The organism is Anaerococcus provencensis (assembly GCF_000312365.2).
Lineage (GTDB): Bacteria > Bacillota > Clostridia > Tissierellales > Peptoniphilaceae > Anaerococcus > Anaerococcus provencensis.
The window spans coordinates 39707-58502 of the sequence record NZ_HG003684.1 but is presented as its reverse complement, the minus strand read 5'-3'; the positions used below and the strand labels follow the sequence as shown (position 1 = coordinate 58502).

Annotated in this window: 19 protein-coding genes and 2 pseudogenes; 3 read left to right on the top strand and 18 right to left on the bottom strand. The window is 27.0% G+C overall.

Translation table 11 applies throughout. The features are described from left to right. Positions 1 to 26: 26 nt before the first annotated feature. The 8 genes and pseudogenes from BN38_RS00250 to BN38_RS11060 form a co-directional block, all read right to left on the bottom strand. Entirely contained in the window at positions 27 to 1136 is a 1110-nt protein-coding gene (locus BN38_RS00250) for a zinc-dependent alcohol dehydrogenase (RefSeq protein ID WP_036743319.1), read from the bottom strand. A 29-nt stretch (positions 1137 to 1165) separates the two neighbouring features. After that, positions 1166 to 2467, bottom strand: coding sequence for an AMP-binding protein (locus BN38_RS00245; protein WP_081498006.1), 1302 nt, complete (start codon positions 2465 to 2467; stop codon positions 1166 to 1168). A gap of 38 nt (positions 2468 to 2505) precedes the next feature. After that, entirely contained in the window at positions 2506 to 3813 is a 1308-nt protein-coding gene (locus tag BN38_RS00240) for a radical SAM protein (RefSeq protein WP_141567130.1), read from the bottom strand. 14 nt (positions 3814 to 3827) lie between these two features. Next, positions 3828 to 4085: a phosphopantetheine-binding protein gene (locus BN38_RS00235; protein WP_010247222.1), complete on the bottom strand. Its 258-nt coding sequence runs from the start codon at positions 4083 to 4085 to the stop codon at positions 3828 to 3830. Positions 4086 to 4296: 211 nt separating this feature from the next. Further along, positions 4297 to 5421, bottom strand: a pseudogene (locus BN38_RS00230) (IS3 family transposase). A 51-nt stretch (positions 5422 to 5472) separates the two neighbouring features. Then, complete coding sequence (locus BN38_RS00220; protein WP_044564938.1) at positions 5473 to 6090, bottom strand: thioesterase II family protein; 618 nt, start codon at positions 6088 to 6090, stop codon at positions 5473 to 5475. Between the two features lie 17 nt (positions 6091 to 6107). Continuing rightward, on the bottom strand, positions 6108 to 6533 hold the full coding sequence (locus tag BN38_RS00215; protein ID WP_049944398.1) for an O-methyltransferase: 426 nt from the start codon (positions 6531 to 6533) through the stop codon (positions 6108 to 6110). Positions 6534 to 6568: 35 nt separating this feature from the next. After that, positions 6569 to 6742 carry a hypothetical protein gene (locus tag BN38_RS11060; RefSeq protein ID WP_154649903.1) on the bottom strand — a complete coding sequence of 58 codons (174 nt, stop codon included), beginning with the start codon at positions 6740 to 6742 and terminating at the stop codon, positions 6569 to 6571. A 230-nt stretch (positions 6743 to 6972) separates the two neighbouring features. Between BN38_RS11060 and BN38_RS00210 the strand changes: the two genes are divergently transcribed. The 3 genes from BN38_RS00210 (at position 6973) to BN38_RS00200 (ending at position 9979) form a co-directional block, all read left to right on the top strand. Continuing rightward, entirely contained in the window at positions 6973 to 7830 is an 858-nt protein-coding gene (locus BN38_RS00210) for an AraC family transcriptional regulator (RefSeq protein ID WP_010247228.1), read from the top strand. 410 nt (positions 7831 to 8240) lie between these two features. Beyond that, the gene (gene mobC, locus BN38_RS00205; RefSeq protein ID WP_044564925.1) at positions 8241 to 8609 is read left to right on the top strand and encodes a plasmid mobilization relaxosome protein MobC; all 369 of its coding nucleotides are present in this window, start codon (positions 8241 to 8243) and stop codon (positions 8607 to 8609) included. Next, complete coding sequence (locus BN38_RS00200) at positions 8609 to 9979, top strand: relaxase/mobilization nuclease domain-containing protein (protein WP_044564924.1); 1371 nt, start codon at positions 8609 to 8611, stop codon at positions 9977 to 9979. The genes mobC and BN38_RS00200 overlap by 1 nt, the downstream gene beginning before the upstream one ends. A gap of 464 nt (positions 9980 to 10443) precedes the next feature. On the opposite strand, the gene BN38_RS00195 is transcribed toward BN38_RS00200, so the two are convergent. From BN38_RS00195 to BN38_RS00155, 10 genes and pseudogenes are all read right to left on the bottom strand, one after another. Continuing rightward, on the bottom strand, positions 10444 to 11058 hold the full coding sequence (locus tag BN38_RS00195) for an ABC transporter ATP-binding protein (protein ID WP_022620821.1): 615 nt from the start codon (positions 11056 to 11058) through the stop codon (positions 10444 to 10446). A 9-nt stretch (positions 11059 to 11067) separates the two neighbouring features. Beyond that, the gene (locus BN38_RS00190) at positions 11068 to 13059 is read right to left on the bottom strand and encodes a DUF6619 domain-containing protein (RefSeq protein WP_022620820.1); all 1992 of its coding nucleotides are present in this window, start codon (positions 13057 to 13059) and stop codon (positions 11068 to 11070) included. Positions 13060 to 13132: 73 nt separating this feature from the next. Further along, the gene (locus BN38_RS00185) at positions 13133 to 13546 is read right to left on the bottom strand and encodes a lactococcin 972 family bacteriocin (RefSeq protein ID WP_022620819.1); all 414 of its coding nucleotides are present in this window, start codon (positions 13544 to 13546) and stop codon (positions 13133 to 13135) included. A gap of 144 nt (positions 13547 to 13690) precedes the next feature. After that, positions 13691 to 13921, bottom strand: coding sequence for a helix-turn-helix transcriptional regulator (locus tag BN38_RS00180; protein WP_022620818.1), 231 nt, complete (start codon positions 13919 to 13921; stop codon positions 13691 to 13693). Positions 13922 to 14524: 603 nt separating this feature from the next. Further along, a complete protein-coding gene (locus BN38_RS00175; RefSeq protein ID WP_044564923.1) occupies positions 14525 to 14734 on the bottom strand; it encodes a helix-turn-helix domain-containing protein in 210 nt (69 codons plus the stop codon). Between the two features lie 52 nt (positions 14735 to 14786). After that, on the bottom strand, positions 14787 to 15032 hold the full coding sequence (locus BN38_RS11220; RefSeq protein WP_044564922.1) for an ATP-binding cassette domain-containing protein: 246 nt from the start codon (positions 15030 to 15032) through the stop codon (positions 14787 to 14789). Between the two features lie 180 nt (positions 15033 to 15212). Then, positions 15213 to 15887: a sensor histidine kinase gene (locus BN38_RS00165; RefSeq protein WP_230197681.1), complete on the bottom strand. Its 675-nt coding sequence runs from the start codon at positions 15885 to 15887 to the stop codon at positions 15213 to 15215. After that, positions 15799 to 16239, bottom strand: coding sequence for a hypothetical protein (locus BN38_RS11215; protein WP_230197680.1), 441 nt, complete (start codon positions 16237 to 16239; stop codon positions 15799 to 15801). Before BN38_RS11215 ends, BN38_RS00165 begins: the two co-directional genes overlap by 89 nt. Further along, positions 16232 to 16917, bottom strand: a pseudogene (locus BN38_RS00160) (response regulator transcription factor). The gene BN38_RS11215 and the pseudogene BN38_RS00160 overlap by 8 nt, the downstream one beginning before the upstream one ends. Before the next feature lie 768 nt (positions 16918 to 17685). Continuing rightward, complete coding sequence (locus BN38_RS00155; protein WP_044564921.1) at positions 17686 to 18771, bottom strand: hypothetical protein; 1086 nt, start codon at positions 18769 to 18771, stop codon at positions 17686 to 17688. Positions 18772 to 18796: the final 25 nt, after the last annotated feature.

Below are 18796 nucleotides of genomic sequence, written 5' to 3'. Positions count from 1 at the left end.
AATATTTCAATATTATATTATTATACTTATTTAAGTTTCACAATTGCTTTGCAATTTCTATAAATAAAATCACTTGTTAAAAAGTCTTTCAACGAATTCAAACCTACTAACTCTGTAGTAATTACATGATTTAAATCAATTATTCCCTTTGAATACAATTTAAATATTTTAAAAAAAGCTCCTCCTAAATGTCCACGCGAACCAATAATTTTTATATTATTAGTTATCATATGGTCAACATTACTTAAATTTAATTCTCTACCACTTCTTCCTAATATGACAACTCTTCCGTTTGGTTCTAATAACTCAAATACATTATTTATATTTTCTAATTCACCAGATGCTTCGATAATTATATCTATATTTTTTACATTATTTTTTATATCATCAGCTTTCTCATATACATTGTCTGTCCATTTCTTTAAAATACTTCTTCTAAATTCAACTGGTTCTACTATATAAATTTCTCTAGCTCCAAATATTTTTCTACTAAGCATAGCCACATAGGCTCCTATTGGACCCCCTCCAAAAATAACTATATTATCTCCTGGCTTAATATCCGCATTTTCACATGCTACAAAAGCAACCGCAGCTGGTTCAACACAAGCCATAGCTTTCAAATCTTTTTCGCATTTAATATAATTTGTCACATCATGCGCAATGCTTACATCTACATCTACAATATTTCCCATTAATCCATCTGTTTCAAACCCTAATAATTTAGAATTTTTACATTGATTGTATTTGCCACTTTTACAACATTCACAATATCCACATGTTATAATGGATTCCAATGTCACTATCATGCCTACCCTTATATTTTTAACGTTCTTTCCTACTTGTAGTACTTCTCCTACACCTTCATGACCAATAACCCTTCCGTCTATAGGAATATCTACTGGAGCAGAACTTCTTATATATCCAGTCTTTTTGTTATTGTTAACTAGATGCAAATCAGTTCCACAAATACCTACATATATCATTTTTAATCTTATTTTATTATCCTCTATTTCATCACTTAATTTTCTTTTTTCTACTGATAATAAAGGATTTTTGTAAAGTTGATTTGGCAATAACCTTTTACTATCTGTTAACGGAGACTTCTCCGCTTTAACTTTCAAAACATCTGTATTCATTATTAATTCTCCCTTTACATTTAAATTCATTACTTCCAAGTTATATTTTCCGTACTAGACAGTTCTTTTACTCTCTTAAAATTTTTAGGTATTTCATAACTTGATAAATGTCTGGATAAAAAGCAAATAATATCATTTTTGTCTAATTCAATGTCGCTTGTATATTCACACACGAGCTCATCTATATTGTGGAAATTTTCCGAAAAAATATTGACTTCTTTTATATGATTAATTTTTTTAATACACTTTTTAACTGATTCCTTATCTATTTTATTTCCATTAATTATAATTATGTCATCACCTCTTCCTAACACTTCTATACCTCCAGAATCAATCACTCTGCCTATATCACCCATTTTATACACGCTTTCATCCAATCTTTGTATTCCATCTTTTGTAAGATATGCCCCTATTGTTGCTGGAGTATTAATATATAAATATCCTTTTATTCCATTATTAACATTAACTTTTACTCCATTAAAAGGCTTTCCAACATATCTAGCATTTGTTTCTGAATATCCTATGCTCAAACTCCCTGTTTCAGTTGATCCATATTGTTGATATATTTTTTTATCAAATCTATCAAAAAATTGTTTTTGAATTCCATTTTCTATTGGACCTCCTGAGGATATAATATACCTTAATTCAGAATTGAATTTATACTTTTTTGGTAATTCGAGCATTTTTTTATAAAAATATGGTAATCCTAACATAATCGAAGCTTTATTTTTATTACTAATATTAAGTATATTTCTTGGAATTAGATTATCATATAATATTAAATTTAATCCAAAGTTTTTACTTAATAACATGCCTGATACAAATCCAAATGAATGATTAAACGGAACAAGCGGAAAAATCACATCTTTTTTAGTTATTTTTAAAACCCCCGCATATCTATTCAATTCTTCTTCCATTTGAAGTTTTGTCCTCAAAACTAACTTTGGATAACCAGTCGAACCAGATGTTACATGAATAACCGATCCAGCATTTAAATCCTCTGATATACTTGTCTCACAAATATCCTCATTAAACAGAAATAAATAAATTTCATTATTTTTATATTCAACAATTGCTCTAATATTAATTATCTTTCTAAATCTTAGAATATCATTTTCTGCAGTTTCTTTATATATAAATAATGGTACTAAACCCATTCTGAGACATACTTCCCACTGTATATACACTCCTAACTGAGAATCCGACTTACAAATAACTATCTCATTATCTCTAATGCCTTTTTTAATTAATAAACTACATGTATACAATATTTTATTTTCTATAAAAGTTTTGTTTAATAATCCGCATTTATAATATAAATTTTGTTCCATATTTATACCTTTGCTTTCTCAGTACTAAATCTCACTTATTAAATATATAATATTTTCGTTTGCCTAGTAACTCTTTCTTTCTCCTCATCTTCCAAAAGATAATAGTATATATTATCAATAAAGCATTTTCCCTCTTCAGTTATACTAAATCCATCCAACGACTCCTCTAGCATTCCATTTTCCAATAATTTTTTTATTTTATAATCATATCTTTCTGCACCGTTCATAGTTAATTGTTTTTTTGATAGATATAAAACTTTAGGAAATCCTACTACATTTAAATTCTGTAATTGTATATCATTCAACTTTTTTAATTGTGAAAATTTCATTTTCTTATTTATAAGATATGCATTATATGAATTATTTCTGTATTTATATCCATTTATAAAACCAAAAGCTCCAGACCCAATTGCTATACAATCAGGTACATCCTTAATTCCACCGTAATAAGAGGACTCCATAACCATAATATCTGAATTTTTTTTGGTATATCCATATGATGCTTTTTGCTCATATCCGTTTTTTTTCATAATATTATTTACAGTTTTTATAACATTAATTATCTGGTGTTTATTAGGTAATTTCAGTCTTTCATTCTTAATTCTTTTTTCCAAATTATTGCAATAAGGATATAATTGTCCAAAATCAATTGCATCTATATCTAACTTTATGGCCTCATTAATATCGTTAAATGTAATTTCAGCTATATTCCCTATTCGAAAATCTGGAAAGCCATACATAATATCAATTCCAGTTTTTATTTTATTATCTTTAAGTTTATTTAATGTTAGATAAACTTCATCTAAAGTCGCCTTAGATTTATATTTTTCTCTTAATTTTGAATTAAATGTTTGAACACCAACGCTAACTTTTGAAATATTATTTTCCTTTATATATTCAATAACTTCATCTTTATAAATTGTTGTTGCAGATCCTTCTATATTAATAACTAAATTATCTGTAGTATTAAAATACTTTTTTGCTGCGCCCAGGATTTCGTTAAAAATTTTAGGTGGTAATATAGTTGGGGTCCCTCCACCTATATGGATAACATCTATTTCTAAATTTTGTATATAATTTTTATTTGCATAATATTTGATTTCTTCTATAGCAATATCTTTATATTTTTCCATTTCAGACGTATTTTTAACTTTATCAAATCCACAAAACTCACATCTAGAATCACAAAACGGAATATGTATATATACAGAAGCCCTTTTCTTTTTCTTTGCAATCTCCAAACTTTTAAAAAATTCTTCTTCTTTTCTAATAGTACTTTTATCTTCTACAAGGTCCATATGCGGATAATAGTATTGATGTGGCAACAAAATTTTTTTATTAAACATACCAATAATTCCTTTCATTTTACATATTTGCTTATAAGTTGCATAAATTTATCAAAGCTTTTTACATTTTCTTCAACTAAATCTTCATTGTTGATTTCTATATCAAATTCACTTTCAACAGTTGTAATTAGTTCAATAAATCTTATTGAATCAATATAACACAAATATTCTTCTACATTTTTACATAAACAAAAATCATTATCTTCAGTATCATCATGTGAAGTCATCAAGCTAATAATTATATTCTCTAACTTTTCTTTTAAACCCTTCATTTATTATTTACCTCCATATTTTAAAATTTTTCTAGTGTTGCATTAATTATTCTGATTACCGACTTTTCATTAGTTTTTAAAAAATCGTGACTTCCTTCAACCACAACATTCTCAACATTCCCTATAGTAAAATCTTTCCAAGACTCAATATCTCTGGATTGTCAACACCTATTTGTACAATCTAAAATCGAACGCACCATTATAATTTTAACTAGTTACTAGCTAAGATTTGGTTTCTATATTTAACTGGTGACAAGTAACCTAAGGATCCATGGATTCTTAGGTTGTTGTACCGATAAACATATTCTGATAGTTCTAATTTTAGTTGTTTTAAGTTTTTAAATTCTTTCTGATAAACAAATTCTGTTTTCATCACCTTATTAAATGCTTCAGCTACTGCATTATCATATGGACTTCCCTTTCCACTTAAGGATCTTTCTATGCCAAATATGTCTAGAATTTTATCTATGCTTTTGTTGTCAAATTCTCGTCCTCTATCTGTGTGAAATATTTTTATTTTATTTAATGGGTACTTGATTGAATATATTGCTTCTTTTACTAAATCTGCGCTCTTATTTTTTCCTGCTGCATATCCTATTATTTCTCGATTGTGTAAATCGATTATTGCACAGATGTAGTTCCAACTATTTCCTACTCTTACGTAAGTTAAGTCACTTACACATGCTTGTAAAGATGGCCTATTGTAAAATTGTCTATCTATCTTGTTATTAATCTTTTTGTTGTTACATGTGGTTTTTTCTACCTTGTATTGTTTTACTGTATAGCTTGATACTAAGGCATGTTTTTTCATTATTCTACATATTTTTCTTCTTGATACTGTGATATTTTGTTTTTCTAACTCTACTTTGATTTTTCTTGATCCGTATGAATTTTTACTTTTTCTGAATATTTCTATGATTTTTTCTTCTAAAAGCTCTTCGGTTTTTAGGTTGTCTTTTGATTCTTTTTTGTTTAGATGATAGTATATTAAACTTCTTGGTATACCTAAAAACTTACACATTGCACTAATACTGTATTTATCCCTGTTTGAGATTATGAGCTTTACTTTTTGCCTAGTAGTAGTGCAGCTTGCTTTAAAATATCATTTTCCATTAAGCTGTTTTACTTTTTTTCTTAGTTTGATTAATTCCTTTTCTTCTTCTGTTCTATTATCATCAATGTTGAAGGAATTTGAGCTGTTGTATCTATTAACCCAATCTCTTATTGTTGATGGTGCTATGTCGTATTCTTCTCCCAATTTTTTATATGTGTAGTTACCTTGGTTAACGATTTCTACCATCTGTTTCTTGAAGTCTTCTTCGTAGTGTTTAGCCAATTTAAAATCCCCCTATGATTTCTTATTATTTATTGTACCAGATATTCGATTTTAAATTGTACTATTTACTGTATCCTTACCATCTCTTTGACATAAAGCAAAATCTTTATCCCCTCTAATTAACGTAATATTACAATTTAATAATTCTATATCCCCTTTAAAAATATAATTGTCCACCATTTCTCGATCTAATTTCCATACATCATAAAAAGTTTTTAAATACGGTTTTTCTTCCAATAGCTCTTTACTAATTCGACTTTTCATGCACCATTCAAGTATTAATTCATCCTCACTAATGTTTCTTTCGTCAGTGTCTTTTTTAATTAAATTTGGAGGAGAATATGCACATATAAAACAATGTTCTGGTTCAGTTAATTTATTTTTTCTAATAAGTTTAAATAACTCATATAATACAATAGTTCCTACACAATAAGCAAAAATAACATATCGTTGATTTTTTATTTCTCTTTCTACCGTATCCCATATAGAATCAATAAGATCTGATACTTTATCACATGGTTTTTCTTTAAATCTTAAACCCCTACCTGGAAACTCAATTGGTATAATTTCAACATTTTCTTTCAAATACTTTTTCCAATGAGTATAAAATAATGCCGAACCACCTGCGTAAGGTAATAATAAAAGTTTTATATTGGTTTTATCTTTCATTTTATATCCTCTACTTTTTAAATATCATTATTTTTAACTATAAGAGTTATTCCATCGTCTAAAGGAATTAATACACTATTAAGATCTTCCCTTTTGCTAATCTCCACATTAAATTTATGTAAATACTTATTACTCATTTTGAAAATACTTCTATTTTTAGCAACAGGAAAAAGCGTATCATCTGCTATTAATAGTCCATTATCATCTAATAAATCAACACAATAATCTAAAACACTCAAATATACTTCATTATATAAATCCAAAAAAATCATATCAAACTTTTCGGTTAAACTTGGCAATATTTTTGTTGCATCCGCATTAATAACATTTATTATGTGTGAAACTCTATATTTCTCAAAATTTAATTTTGCTTCTACAGCAATATCCTTATCAAATTCAATTGTTGTTATTTTCCCTCCATATTTACTAAGACTTTGAGCCATCACTGTTGTAGAATACCCTATACTAGTCCCTAATTCTAATACTCTTTTAGGTTTTTTATATCAATAAGAACTTTCAGAAACATGGCTACAGTAGTATCGATAACAGGGCAATAACCAGTAATTTTAGTATCTTTTTCATATGTATGCTTATCTAAAAAGTTTTGATACTTACTCATAGTTCCAACATAATTACTAATAATACTATCCATATGCAACCTCCTTTTTATAATTATTTTATAAAAGTAATACTATTCATCCAAGAATTTGTTTGCTTTATATTAGTATTTTTTTGCTATTATATGAATTTATAGGTAGAAATTAACCCAACTCATAATTACTTTATATAGAGACTTGTCTCTTCCATTTATAGTATTTCTTTGCTATTCATGATATACTTAAGACAATTAAAAATTCAAAAAATTTTGTATAGGAGGATTTCATGGAAAAAAATGATAGCTACTATTGTAAAGAAATGCCTAATAAAAGTTTTTGTGTTGATATTGGATTATCAGACCCCTGGGAAAAAGGTAAAAATTTTAAAGAACACTGGCATGAACATCTACAAATTTTTTATGTTACTGCTGGAGAAGGTTTTATAAGATGCAATACCAAATTATATAATGTGACAAAGAAAGATATAATAATAGTTAATGTTAAGGAAATGCATTATCTAGAAAGTTTAAATGATAAATTTACTTTTTTCTTAATTCGTATAGATATGCCATTTTTATTTAGTAATCAAATAGATTTGTGCCAAACTAAATATCTATCCCCACTTTCAGAAAATTCAATTCTTTTTAAGAACTTAATACGTAATGATCCTATCGTAAAAAAATGTATTGATTTAATCATTGAAGAATATTTCAAAAAAGATATTGGTTATGAACTTGCTATAAAATCTCAATTTTACGAATTATTCGTATTATTATTACGAAATTATATGGTTAAATTTCTAACTAACACTCAACTGGATATGAGATTAAATAATACGAAAAGATTTTATGATGTCTTTGAATTTATAGACAAAAATTACGATTCTAAAATTTCACTTATAGATCTTGCCAACATCGCTTATGTTAGTAAATTCCATTTTTGCAGACTTTTTAAAGATATGACTGGTAAAACAGTAACAAAATACATAAATGATATAAGACTAAAAAAATCTATAGAATTATTAAGGACTAATACATTAAATATAACAGAAATTGCCATAAAATGTGGTTTTAATGATGCAAATTATTTTAGTAGAATTTTTAAAAGAAAGTTTGGGGTTAGTCCATCAAAATTCGAGTTTTAAGTAAGGATAGAATCTATTACTAAATCAAGCAAAATTTCTTAATTATATTTAGTTTTGAGCTTAAATGGCTTATGTAGCAAGCACAGTAAGTGCATATGCACTTACGAAAAAATAGATTAAATCAACTATATAGCTACTGTTTGTTTTAATCTATTTTGCTTGTTGGGGAATATCCCCAAACCCCTAATTTTTTTTAACTTGCATTAGCTATCCTTATAAAAAATATTTACATTCTCTCATATACGAAATTTGATTTTTCTTTTTAAAGGTGATAAAATATAAGATAATTAGAAGCAAAACTCAGGAGTTTTCTTAAAGAATATATAATAAATTAAACCTGTAAAACAAGTTGCTATACTTGCTTTTACAGGTTTTTCTTTTTTTACTTAACTATATAAAGGAGGTAACCTATGGCAAATAGAACTAGAAATAACGGGATATATCTAATGCTATCTGATGAAGAATTAGAATTACTGAACAAAAAATATAAAGCATCTAAATGCAAATCTCTTAGACAATTTATTATAAAATGTGTTTTAGAAAAAGATATCTTTATTCTAGATATGGATGTTTTTCGTGAAATGTCAACAAATATAAGTCATACTTCAAGTAATATAAATCAAATTGCAAAAAGAGTAAACTCAACATCCCTTATATATAAAAATGATATAGATGATTTGAAAAAATCATTAGAAAAGCAAGCAAAAGATATTTTATCCATGCGTAAAAAGATATACTCTCTTACTTATTCCAATAATTTTAATACGGAGAAAAAATAATGGCTGTTACTAAGATTCATCCTATTAAATCTACATTAAAAGCTGCCCTTGATTATATTATGGATAGCAATAAAACAGACGAAAAAATTCTAATTTCATCTCTAAATTGTAACCCTACAACTGCTCATTTAGAGTTTGAACAAACAAAAATAGAATGTAATTCTAAAGCTAAAGTTTTAGCTAGGCATTTAATTCAAGCTTTCGCACCTGGAGAAACTACACCTGAAGAGGCTCACAAAATTGGAATTGAATTATGTGAGAAGGTACTGCAAGGAAAATATGAATATGTAATAACTACCCATGTTGATAAGGAGCATATTCATAACCATATTCTATTTAATAATGTTTCTTTTCATACAGGTAAAGCCTATCAAAGCAATAAAAAATCTTACCATCAAATTAGAAATTATAGTGATGACTTGTGTAGAAAATATAAGTTATCTATTATAGATGAAGACTATATGAAGTTTAAAAATAAATATAAAACTAATGGGAAATCATATAAAGAATATATGGAATTTAAAAAAGGGACATCTTGGAAATATAGACTTCAAATATCTATTGATCATGCTATTCAAAAGTCTAATAGCTATGATAACTTTTTAAAAACTATGGAAGAATATGGATACGAAATCAAATTAGGTAAGTATTTATCTTTTCGTCATAAAGAACAAGGAGAAAAAGGACGATTTATTCGTACTAAAGAAAATACTCTTGGAAAAGATTATACCAATGAAAAGATAAAGGAAAGAATCGAGAATAATATGAATAAAAAGTTCGTAAAAATTGATTTTGATTCTTCTACGAAAACATATAAAAAAGTCGACAATATAATAGACTTAAAAAATAATAAAAAGATACAATCTTCTGAGGCTTATAAAATATGGGCAAAGAAACACAATATGAATACTATGGCTGACACTTTAAATCAACTCAGAAAGTATGGGCTGACATCTAATATAGATCTAGAAAATAAACTTCAACAAGAAGCCATTAATAGACAAAAAACTTTAGATAAAATTAAGGATATAGAAAAAAATTTGAACGAAATCTATACTGCAATTGAAGCTTTAAACACTTTAAATTTGAATAAATCTATTTATGAGATCTATAAATCAAACTCTAAAGATAAAGAATTTTATGTCGAATATAAAACTCAAATTATCACATACGAAAAGTCAATAACCACTTTAGACAAAAACAAGTATAAAAATTTAAGCATAAAAGAATTATCAAATATTTACGATGAATATAAAAGTAAAAAAGATATTCTTATGAAAGACTACTCTAATAAGAACACTTTGATTTACGAGCTTACTCAATTGAGAAAAAATACCAATAAATATCTTAATAATGAGTTATATAAGTAATATTTTTTGCTATCAAACAAAAATATTACTCTGCAACTTACCACAAATAAATATCAACTTTGTTAAGATAATTTTATGATAAATACTTTTATAATAATTCTCTTAATTAGGTAGCTTAAGCCTTTATTTACTCAAACAACGCTTAATTATAGGCTTAAATCTTTAATTTTATCTACATACCATTATATTTAAGAAGAATAATAAATATTAAACTTATAAAAATAGCACCAATAAAAGCTATCAAGAAATAAGGTGACCCCATAAAGTTAGACCTAAAAACTAACTTGAGGAGGTCAGTTCAGTTTTGTACCTTTTCTATTTTGTCTAATTCTTACTCAAATTGTTCCATTATTTTTTTAATTCTTTCATCTTGATTCTTTCACTTCAATATTTCTCAATATTAAAAGGACATATATTTTTTATATGTCCTTTATGTTCGATCGTTTATTTGTTTTTCAAGTTATTTATCTCATTGAAATCACCATATCACATGATTTGGATAATTTCTCATCATGAGTAGCAAGTATCACAAAAATTCCTTTTTCTGAGCAGTCTCTCAAAAGTCTTAATATAAGTTCTCTATTTCTTTCATCTAAGGAAGCTGTAGGCTCATCTGCAAAAAGAAATTTTGCTTTCTTATACAAAGCTCGTGCAATTCCTAACCTTTGTTTTTCTCCCCCCGATAGGGTAGACGCTAAGCTATTTACCTTGCTTGATAAACCAACTTGTTTAAGAAAATTTTCAGCTTTCTGTCTATCAGACTTCTTATCGGAAAAAGTTATATTATAGATCACACTTTCCTCATCAAGAATACCATAATCTTGAAATATAAATGCTGCTTTATCTTTCCAAAAAGAAATTTTTTCTTTTTCTGACAAATGTGTACAATCTTTTCCATCAATTAAAATTCTTCCTGAACTTATTTCCTTGATTAAGCCCAAACAATTCAACAATGAGGTTTTTCCACTGCCTGAAACTCCAGTTATTGCTACCATTTGTGGCTTATTGATATAGAAACTTAAATTGTCAAAGATTTCTTTTCCTTTAATATTAAGTGAGACATTTTCACATTTAATCATAACTTCCTCCTACACTCTATTAATTGCATTAACAAATTCTTTTTTTGAAGAAATACGGTGAGCAAAATATAATCCGATCACATAAAACAAAGTAACCATAATTATCACAATGCCAATAATGTTAATTCCAACACTTCTAAAAAAACGTGTAAATACCCCTGAAATCAAAATAACAATTATAAACAAACAAATATCATTTTTCATATTGAATTTAAAAATATCAAAATATTTATTACCATTAGTTACCATGACATATATTTTTTTCTTATTCTTATATGCCCACAACTTAGATTCTAATACTCCTGCATAAATTATAGTAATCAATAACAATATTCCTCCAAATACATGATTTAAAAACTGCTTTTGAAAATCTTGAGCGGTTTTTAATGCTAAATCGGCAATACTATCTACTGATATTACGTAATTCTTTATAGCAGTTTCGCTTAAACTTTTGTCCAAATTATCTTTATCAGAAAAAATTATATTTCCACTGGACAATGCTGGTATTGTAAAGCCCTTTGTTTTTAATTCATCAGCAGGATTATCAATCACAACAAGTAGTGGATTTTTTAAAGTTATAAAAGCATCCATATCCCCTGTATTGGGTGCTAACGCTCTTATTGTGTTCCCTTCAAATGTATAAAATTTTAGATTTTGGGTTTTGACTATATCTTCATTTATCAATAGTGGCATCTGTTCTAATATGAATTTTTTTAATGATGGATTTATATCCTCAAAACTATAACTTTTTAATTTACCATTTATCTTTTCTTCATTTATACCAACACCCATAGCATTTATCCATGCCTTATCAGAAATAACAAAATGATCAAAGCCAGATTCTTTTAATTCATTGTCAATTTCTATACTTTTATCTACAACTAATGATATGCTCATATCATTACTTCTTTGCATAGAGTTAATAAATCGTTCTATTTCTTTTACATTACTATCTTCATACAATTCATCAAGTTCAGAAAATGATAATCTGTAGTTATTTTTGATTGCACTCCATGATGCATGTTCATTTGACATTTTCATTGCTATGGTTGCTGATAATACTGTATTAGCTAAAACTGATACCGAAAACAGTATCGCTATAACTTTTAAAGATATAATTAAATAATTAAATCTCTTAAGTGGTATTTCTCTGTCTGAAATATGACTGACTTTTGGTGAAACTACCGCAGAAAGCAAAATAGCAATTATCATTAAAATAAAAATAGCCAAAAGAATCAAAGTCAATGATGATTTAAATATCAAGAATAAATTTTCTACATTTTTTGTGATTCCATAATAAATTGATATTCCAGCAGTACCCATTAAAAATCCTAATATCATATTTTTTGACAAAAATAAAACATCATGTTTTATAATATTAACCTGCCTCACGCCAGATAATAGCTTAATGGCTCTTTCTTTTGCCTTCACAATAAAATATGAAATAAAAAGCATTGTTGTTATTATATACATCGCTACTAATGAATTACCTATAGGATTTTCCACCAAAGTTAAATATATTGTTTTAATTAAATTAATATCTTTAAAAAAAGTTATTCGTATATCATTTTTATTTGCCCACTCTTCTAATTCAATTTTCAAATTATCTGTAATGGCATATTCCCCTGATAAAGGAATTTCTCCCATCTCACTACTGTGAATTAGTTTCCCATTAAAGTCATTTGATAACCAATCAATATTATTATTCTTTATTATAATGTTATCTGACTGTGGCTTATTTTTTCCAAACCAAATTATATTTCTTTTTTTCAGAAAATCGTCTTTGCTTGCAACTTCTTTATAAACTCCACCATTTTCAGCAATTTTATTAAGCTCATCTATCAATTGCTTTTTATCTGTCTTGGTGTTTGTGGTACTTATTTCTACAATCATATTAGAATTAAAAGGTTTGCTATTTTGTCTTGTTTCTAATAAATTAACAGAAAGTACCAATATAACTATTGAAATGGCAATACCACATAAGGTAATCAATTTCTTCATAGAATTTCCTCCAAATATAAGGAGAGTGTAAGGAACTCCCTCGCACTCTCTATTAAATCTTTGATATTTCTACTTATTTGCAAACTCTATAGTAATATCTATCATTACCATTATGCTGAAGTGCCCAAAGTTCCGCATATGATTTTTTACCTGATGCAGTGTCTATAGAACGACTCTCTTTACCATTCAATTTTACAGTACTTCCATGGCAACGATTCACTGTATAGTAAGAACGAACTTTTGCATCCCAAAAGCCATATTCCCAAGTTCCACCTTCAGCTGGATATCTAGTAATCGGACCATATCCCAACCATGCTGGTTGAATTTCACCCTCAGTCATATCTCCATAAGATGTTGAAATTACGGTTTTATTAACATCATCATTTACACTCGTATTTACTTCCGCTGCAAAAACTGCATTAGTACTTATTAACATCATTACCGCCATAGAAGACAACGCCACAAACTTCTTCATTTTGTTTAACATATTATACCTCCTTGTACAATTACAATTAATTTACTTCATCCCTATAAAAATACTCAATCTCCGTTTTTATACCTCTGAGGATTTTTATAATTCATAAACATTCACCTCCTTATAAATTTTAATCACTATATCAATTAGTGTTTATCAGCTATGATTACAAAATGAACACCTATACTCTCCAGTACCATCCAAATCAAAAATTGCATACATAGAAGTGCCTAATCCCTTTGCTATTTCATTAGCCACTTTTAAAGATGGTGTTTCATCCCCTCGCTCTATCAAACTTATATATTGTCTTGTAATATCTATATTTTCAACAAGCTTTTCTTGAGTGATATGTTTTTCTTTTCTAACTTCCTTAATTCTATTTTTCATCTGTAACTCCTTATTAATAACTAATTATAGTTTATCATATTCATTTTTACTTTGCAAGTATAAATTGCGTTTTTTATTTTTGTCGGTTACACCTGATGTAGTTCCTGCCCCCCGAATCTCACAGCAACGTTTTGTTCTACTTGGCAAGCTCTTTTCTGATATTTAGAAAGTCATCGCCTACTTCCTCATAGATACATATCCTTACAGACCGATTATTCCATTTTCAAAGATCAATTTTCTCTATGTCTGTATGATATTGTATTTTTGTTCCTATTCCCGTATGTCCTAAATCTTGGAATATCTATTTTTATTCCCATTTTTCCGCGATTGTGGAAATGGTATGATATAATATTTACAATAATATTTTGTATCAAGGAGGTCATCTGTTATGAAGTGTAAAATAACATTACAGGAACGCCTAAAAGATTTAAGATTTGCACATAAGTTAAACTTGTCAGTGAATTATCGCAAATTATGCGTTCTTTCAATAATGGTATAGATATTTTTATTGAGATTTTCTATAATTCATTTCAATCAAATATAAGAAACTATCTGAAGATGATAAAAACCACCCAATTATATAATCGAGTGGTTTTACAACTGTTAGTCTGTATCTTTAATGATTTCAACAACATCTTCAATCTTACAATCTAATGCCAAGCAAATCTTTTCTAATGACTCTAAGTTCACATAAGAGTTTTTGCTCATTCTTGAAACTATGTTGCTTGTTATGTTTGCAGCTCTTTTTAAGTCTTCTTTGTTCATTTCTCTTTCTACCAATAAGTGCCATAATGGTTTATAAGAAATTGCCATATTATTACCCCTTATCCGTTTTATTGTTAAGATATATTATATCATAAATAAGCTAATAAGTCACTTTAGCCCATTTTATACTTGTGCTTGCGTTAGTATTTATTGAGATAGTCCTTGTTTTTTTCCTTGTCCCACTTGGAACTGCTCCAAATCCAGTGATCATTTTTATTAAAGTTGTTTTCCCAGCACCATTTGCACCTAAGAGTCCCCAAACTCCTGGAGTCAATGTAGCTGATGCATTATTAACCGCTATTTTATCTTTAAATTTTTTATTTACATTCCTAATTTCTAATTCCATCAAATACCTCTCTTACTAAAAAAGGAAGTTTAAATTAAACTGAAACCCTACTTCAATCTTCCTATTCCTTATTTTTATTTTAATATATATTATTGTTTTGTGTTTTAATTTCCAAAAAATAAAAAACACCTCAATTATGTAAATTAAAACATAATCGAGGTGCTATTCTTATTTTACTTTTTATTTTGGCACACTTACGGTAAAAATAACTTTATTTTTAAAACTTTCTACCTCTATCTTGCCACCATGTAATTCAACTATTTCTTTTGCGATAGGTAGCCCTAAACCAGAACCTGCTTTTTTAGAATTTCTTGCTCCATTTAATCTAGTAAACTTGTTAAACATATTTCTCATCTGTGCTTCTTCTAGCGTATCAGCTTCATTAATAACTTTTACAATTGCAAACTTATAAGTTTGATATATTTTAACTTTTATTTCTATATTAGAATAAGAGTACAAAAGTGCATTTTTAAAGATATTTTCAAAGGCTCTTTTCATCTTATCTGGATCAACATTTACAAATATTTGTCCCTCACTGAATATTTTTATCTTATTATCATTTTCTTTCATCATAGGATATAATTCATCCTTTAATTGTATTAAAAAATACTCTAGATCAATTTTTCCTTTAGAAATACTAATCTCACCATTATTTAATCTGGTAATTTCAAAAAATTGATTTATTAGCTCTTCTAATTCCAATGACTTTTCTAATACTTGTATAATATATTGCTCTCTTTGTTTATTTGGCAAGTCCCTCATTTCATCAAGCATTGATAGATACCCAATGATAGATGTTAAAGGAGTTCTCAAGTCGTGAGCTAAATATGTTATTAACTCGTTTTTTGATTTCATATGCTGTATCTTTTTGCTTAAGCTTTAATTTATTTATAGAACTTTCTAAAGTTTTATAGTAAATCGGAAGATTTACTATACTCTCATCAAAATTATCAATCATTTTACATAAGTTAATGTATTCCTTTTCTAAATTTAAAAACTCTTTTGTTATTATAACTATTATTCCAAATAAAGACACAATAAAAAAAATCATATCCAATCTAACAATAAAAAATTTATGTAATTCATTATTAAGTTTAAATACATTGATATCAATTGCAAGCATACAACTTAAAACTATAAGTAAAAATATAGCAATTTCTTTTATCAGCTTTTTCAGAATACTTTCAAAGTATTTATCTTTATCCAATCTTATAACCTACCCCCCCCAAACAGTTGTTATTATATTATTTTTTTCTCCTAATTTTTCTCTAATATGCCTAATATGAACTGAAACCGTATTGTTTTTTATATAATATTCATCCGGATATATTTTATAGAATAAATCTTCGGATTCTAGTACTTCAGATTTTTTCTCTAGTAATGATTTTAAAATAATAAATTCAATAGGAGTTAAATCAATTTCCTGTCCATCAACTAAAACTTCTCTTGATTTGATATTTAAATCCACATTTTGATAAGTTAAAATATTTCCTGTACCTTCTTTAGTTTTTAAATTATAATTATTGTATCTTCTTAATTGAGCCTTTACTCTAGCAACTAACTCTCCAGGTAAAAATGGTTTAGTTACATAATCATCCGCTCCAAAAGTTAAACCCTTGATTTTACTTGATTCATCATCCTTTGCCGTAAGCATAATAATTGGGTAATTATAAGATTCTCTAATCTTGGCGCATATATAATATCCATTTTCACCTGGTAACATAATGTCTAAAATAGCTAAATCAAATTCCTTTTCTTTAATATATTTGAGTGCCTGTTCTGAAGATGTAGCTCTCTTTATAATATAATCCTCATTTTTTAGATATATCTCTATTAAATCTAATATTTTTTCATCATCTTCTACTACTAATATAGAGTAATCCATAATTATCTTTCCTCCATTTTAGATCTATTAATTCTGTTAAAATAATTCAATCAGAATAAGAATTTAATTTTCATATAAGTGAATTCTAAAAATACAAACTATTCATGTTCATCTTTATCTTATAGACATCCTTTATCATACTAAAAACAATTATAATATCCTTATATATTCCTGAATTTATCAAATTTGTTATCTTTTTGTTTAATATATCTTCTCTTCTTACATATTATAGCTTCATAAAATTAACTACCTACTCCTCTTACAAACACCGTATATTGATTTACTATTGTATCACACATTTCAAATTTTTGCTTACTTTCAACTCTTGTATATATTTTATTGCTAATAAAAAATAAAAGCAATTAAAAACTATTAATTTATATATCCCCCTATAAAAATTTATTCCTTATGTTTTCAATTGAATTTATCAAACTTTACATTTGGCTGGCTAACATTCATATACTTTTTAGTAAGGATGAACAGATCTCGCTTTGTATAAAGATTTATAATCTTTTTTCAAATTAATCTATACTTTCTTGATAAACGCAGATACATAATTTCATTAGTCTGTTTATCTATACTAAATTAAAGAAAAAATCTCTTTTATTCTATTTATGTGCAGCAAATAGAATAAAGCTAAGACTTAAAAAATATTATATTATCAATTACATTTCTTGTTAGCTCTGATTCATCACATTTGTTTTTCTATAATATACTAATATTACAGAATAAATAAATTTATCCTGCAATATCAGCTTTTACTTCATTCTACCTTTCTACAGTATTATCTTTTCTTCCTTTATTTTCTATTTCTATATTTTTCTTGTTTTTAAATTCCCTTAATTTTTCTATAGTTGAAGACTTATCCTTAGTCTGCTCCTTTGCTTTTAACAACTTGGCAGAATATATCTTTATACTCCTATATTCTTTTCCATCCTTTCCTTTGTTGATTTTTCCCTTACCAAATAAATGTACAAAGTCACCTTTCTTCATATTATCGACTTGACTAATTTTATCATCATATGCATAACAATCAGTAAACTTTACATTTCCTTCTTTGTCATTTTCTGCTATAGAAAAGGAAGCAACTTTAAAGCTTCTTCCATCTTTTGCTTTTAAATCTTTGATCTCTATATCACTAGCTAAATTTCCATCTATGTTTAATATGTCCTTACTTTCTTTATCTACTTGTTCTTGATTAATTTCTAAATTTTCTTCTAATCCTTGCTCATCTATATGATCCATAAACTTTTCATCAATAAGTCCCATTACTGAATCACTCATATAATTATCATAGGCAACATTAAGAACCTCTTCATTTAACACTCCTGTTTCAAGAGATACGATCCCTTTTACAAATTCTTTATAATTATATTCAGCTAGAAAGTCTATTGTATTTTTCATACTTTTAAAATCAATATTTTGCATATTTGCTATAGTTTTTATATCGCTGGCATACCTTACTGATTCCCATTCATACTTTTCGCTTTTCTTATTTAACTTAATTCCTGTAGCTAAAATAAATTGATTACCATCAAATAGTGTAGCTTGATTATCTTTCACATCAAGTACCATTGTTTCCCCAAATTCTGTATTAATTATATTTCCTTTTCGTACATCCATTAATATTCCTCCTATTAATTCTTCTTTTTCTTCATTAATTACAAATTGTTTTATTTCTTCAACTGTCGGATCATTAATTATAGTTTGAATAAAGTCTACTAATTTATCCTCTGAATCTCCTAAATTTTTGATTCCATACTCCACTAAGTTATTAATTATTCTTTGAGTTGCTCCATCAAAAGAAAACTCATTTTGTATAAATTCATTAAATCCTTCTTTATCAAATCTCATATTCTCTTCCTCTAGCAATATTACT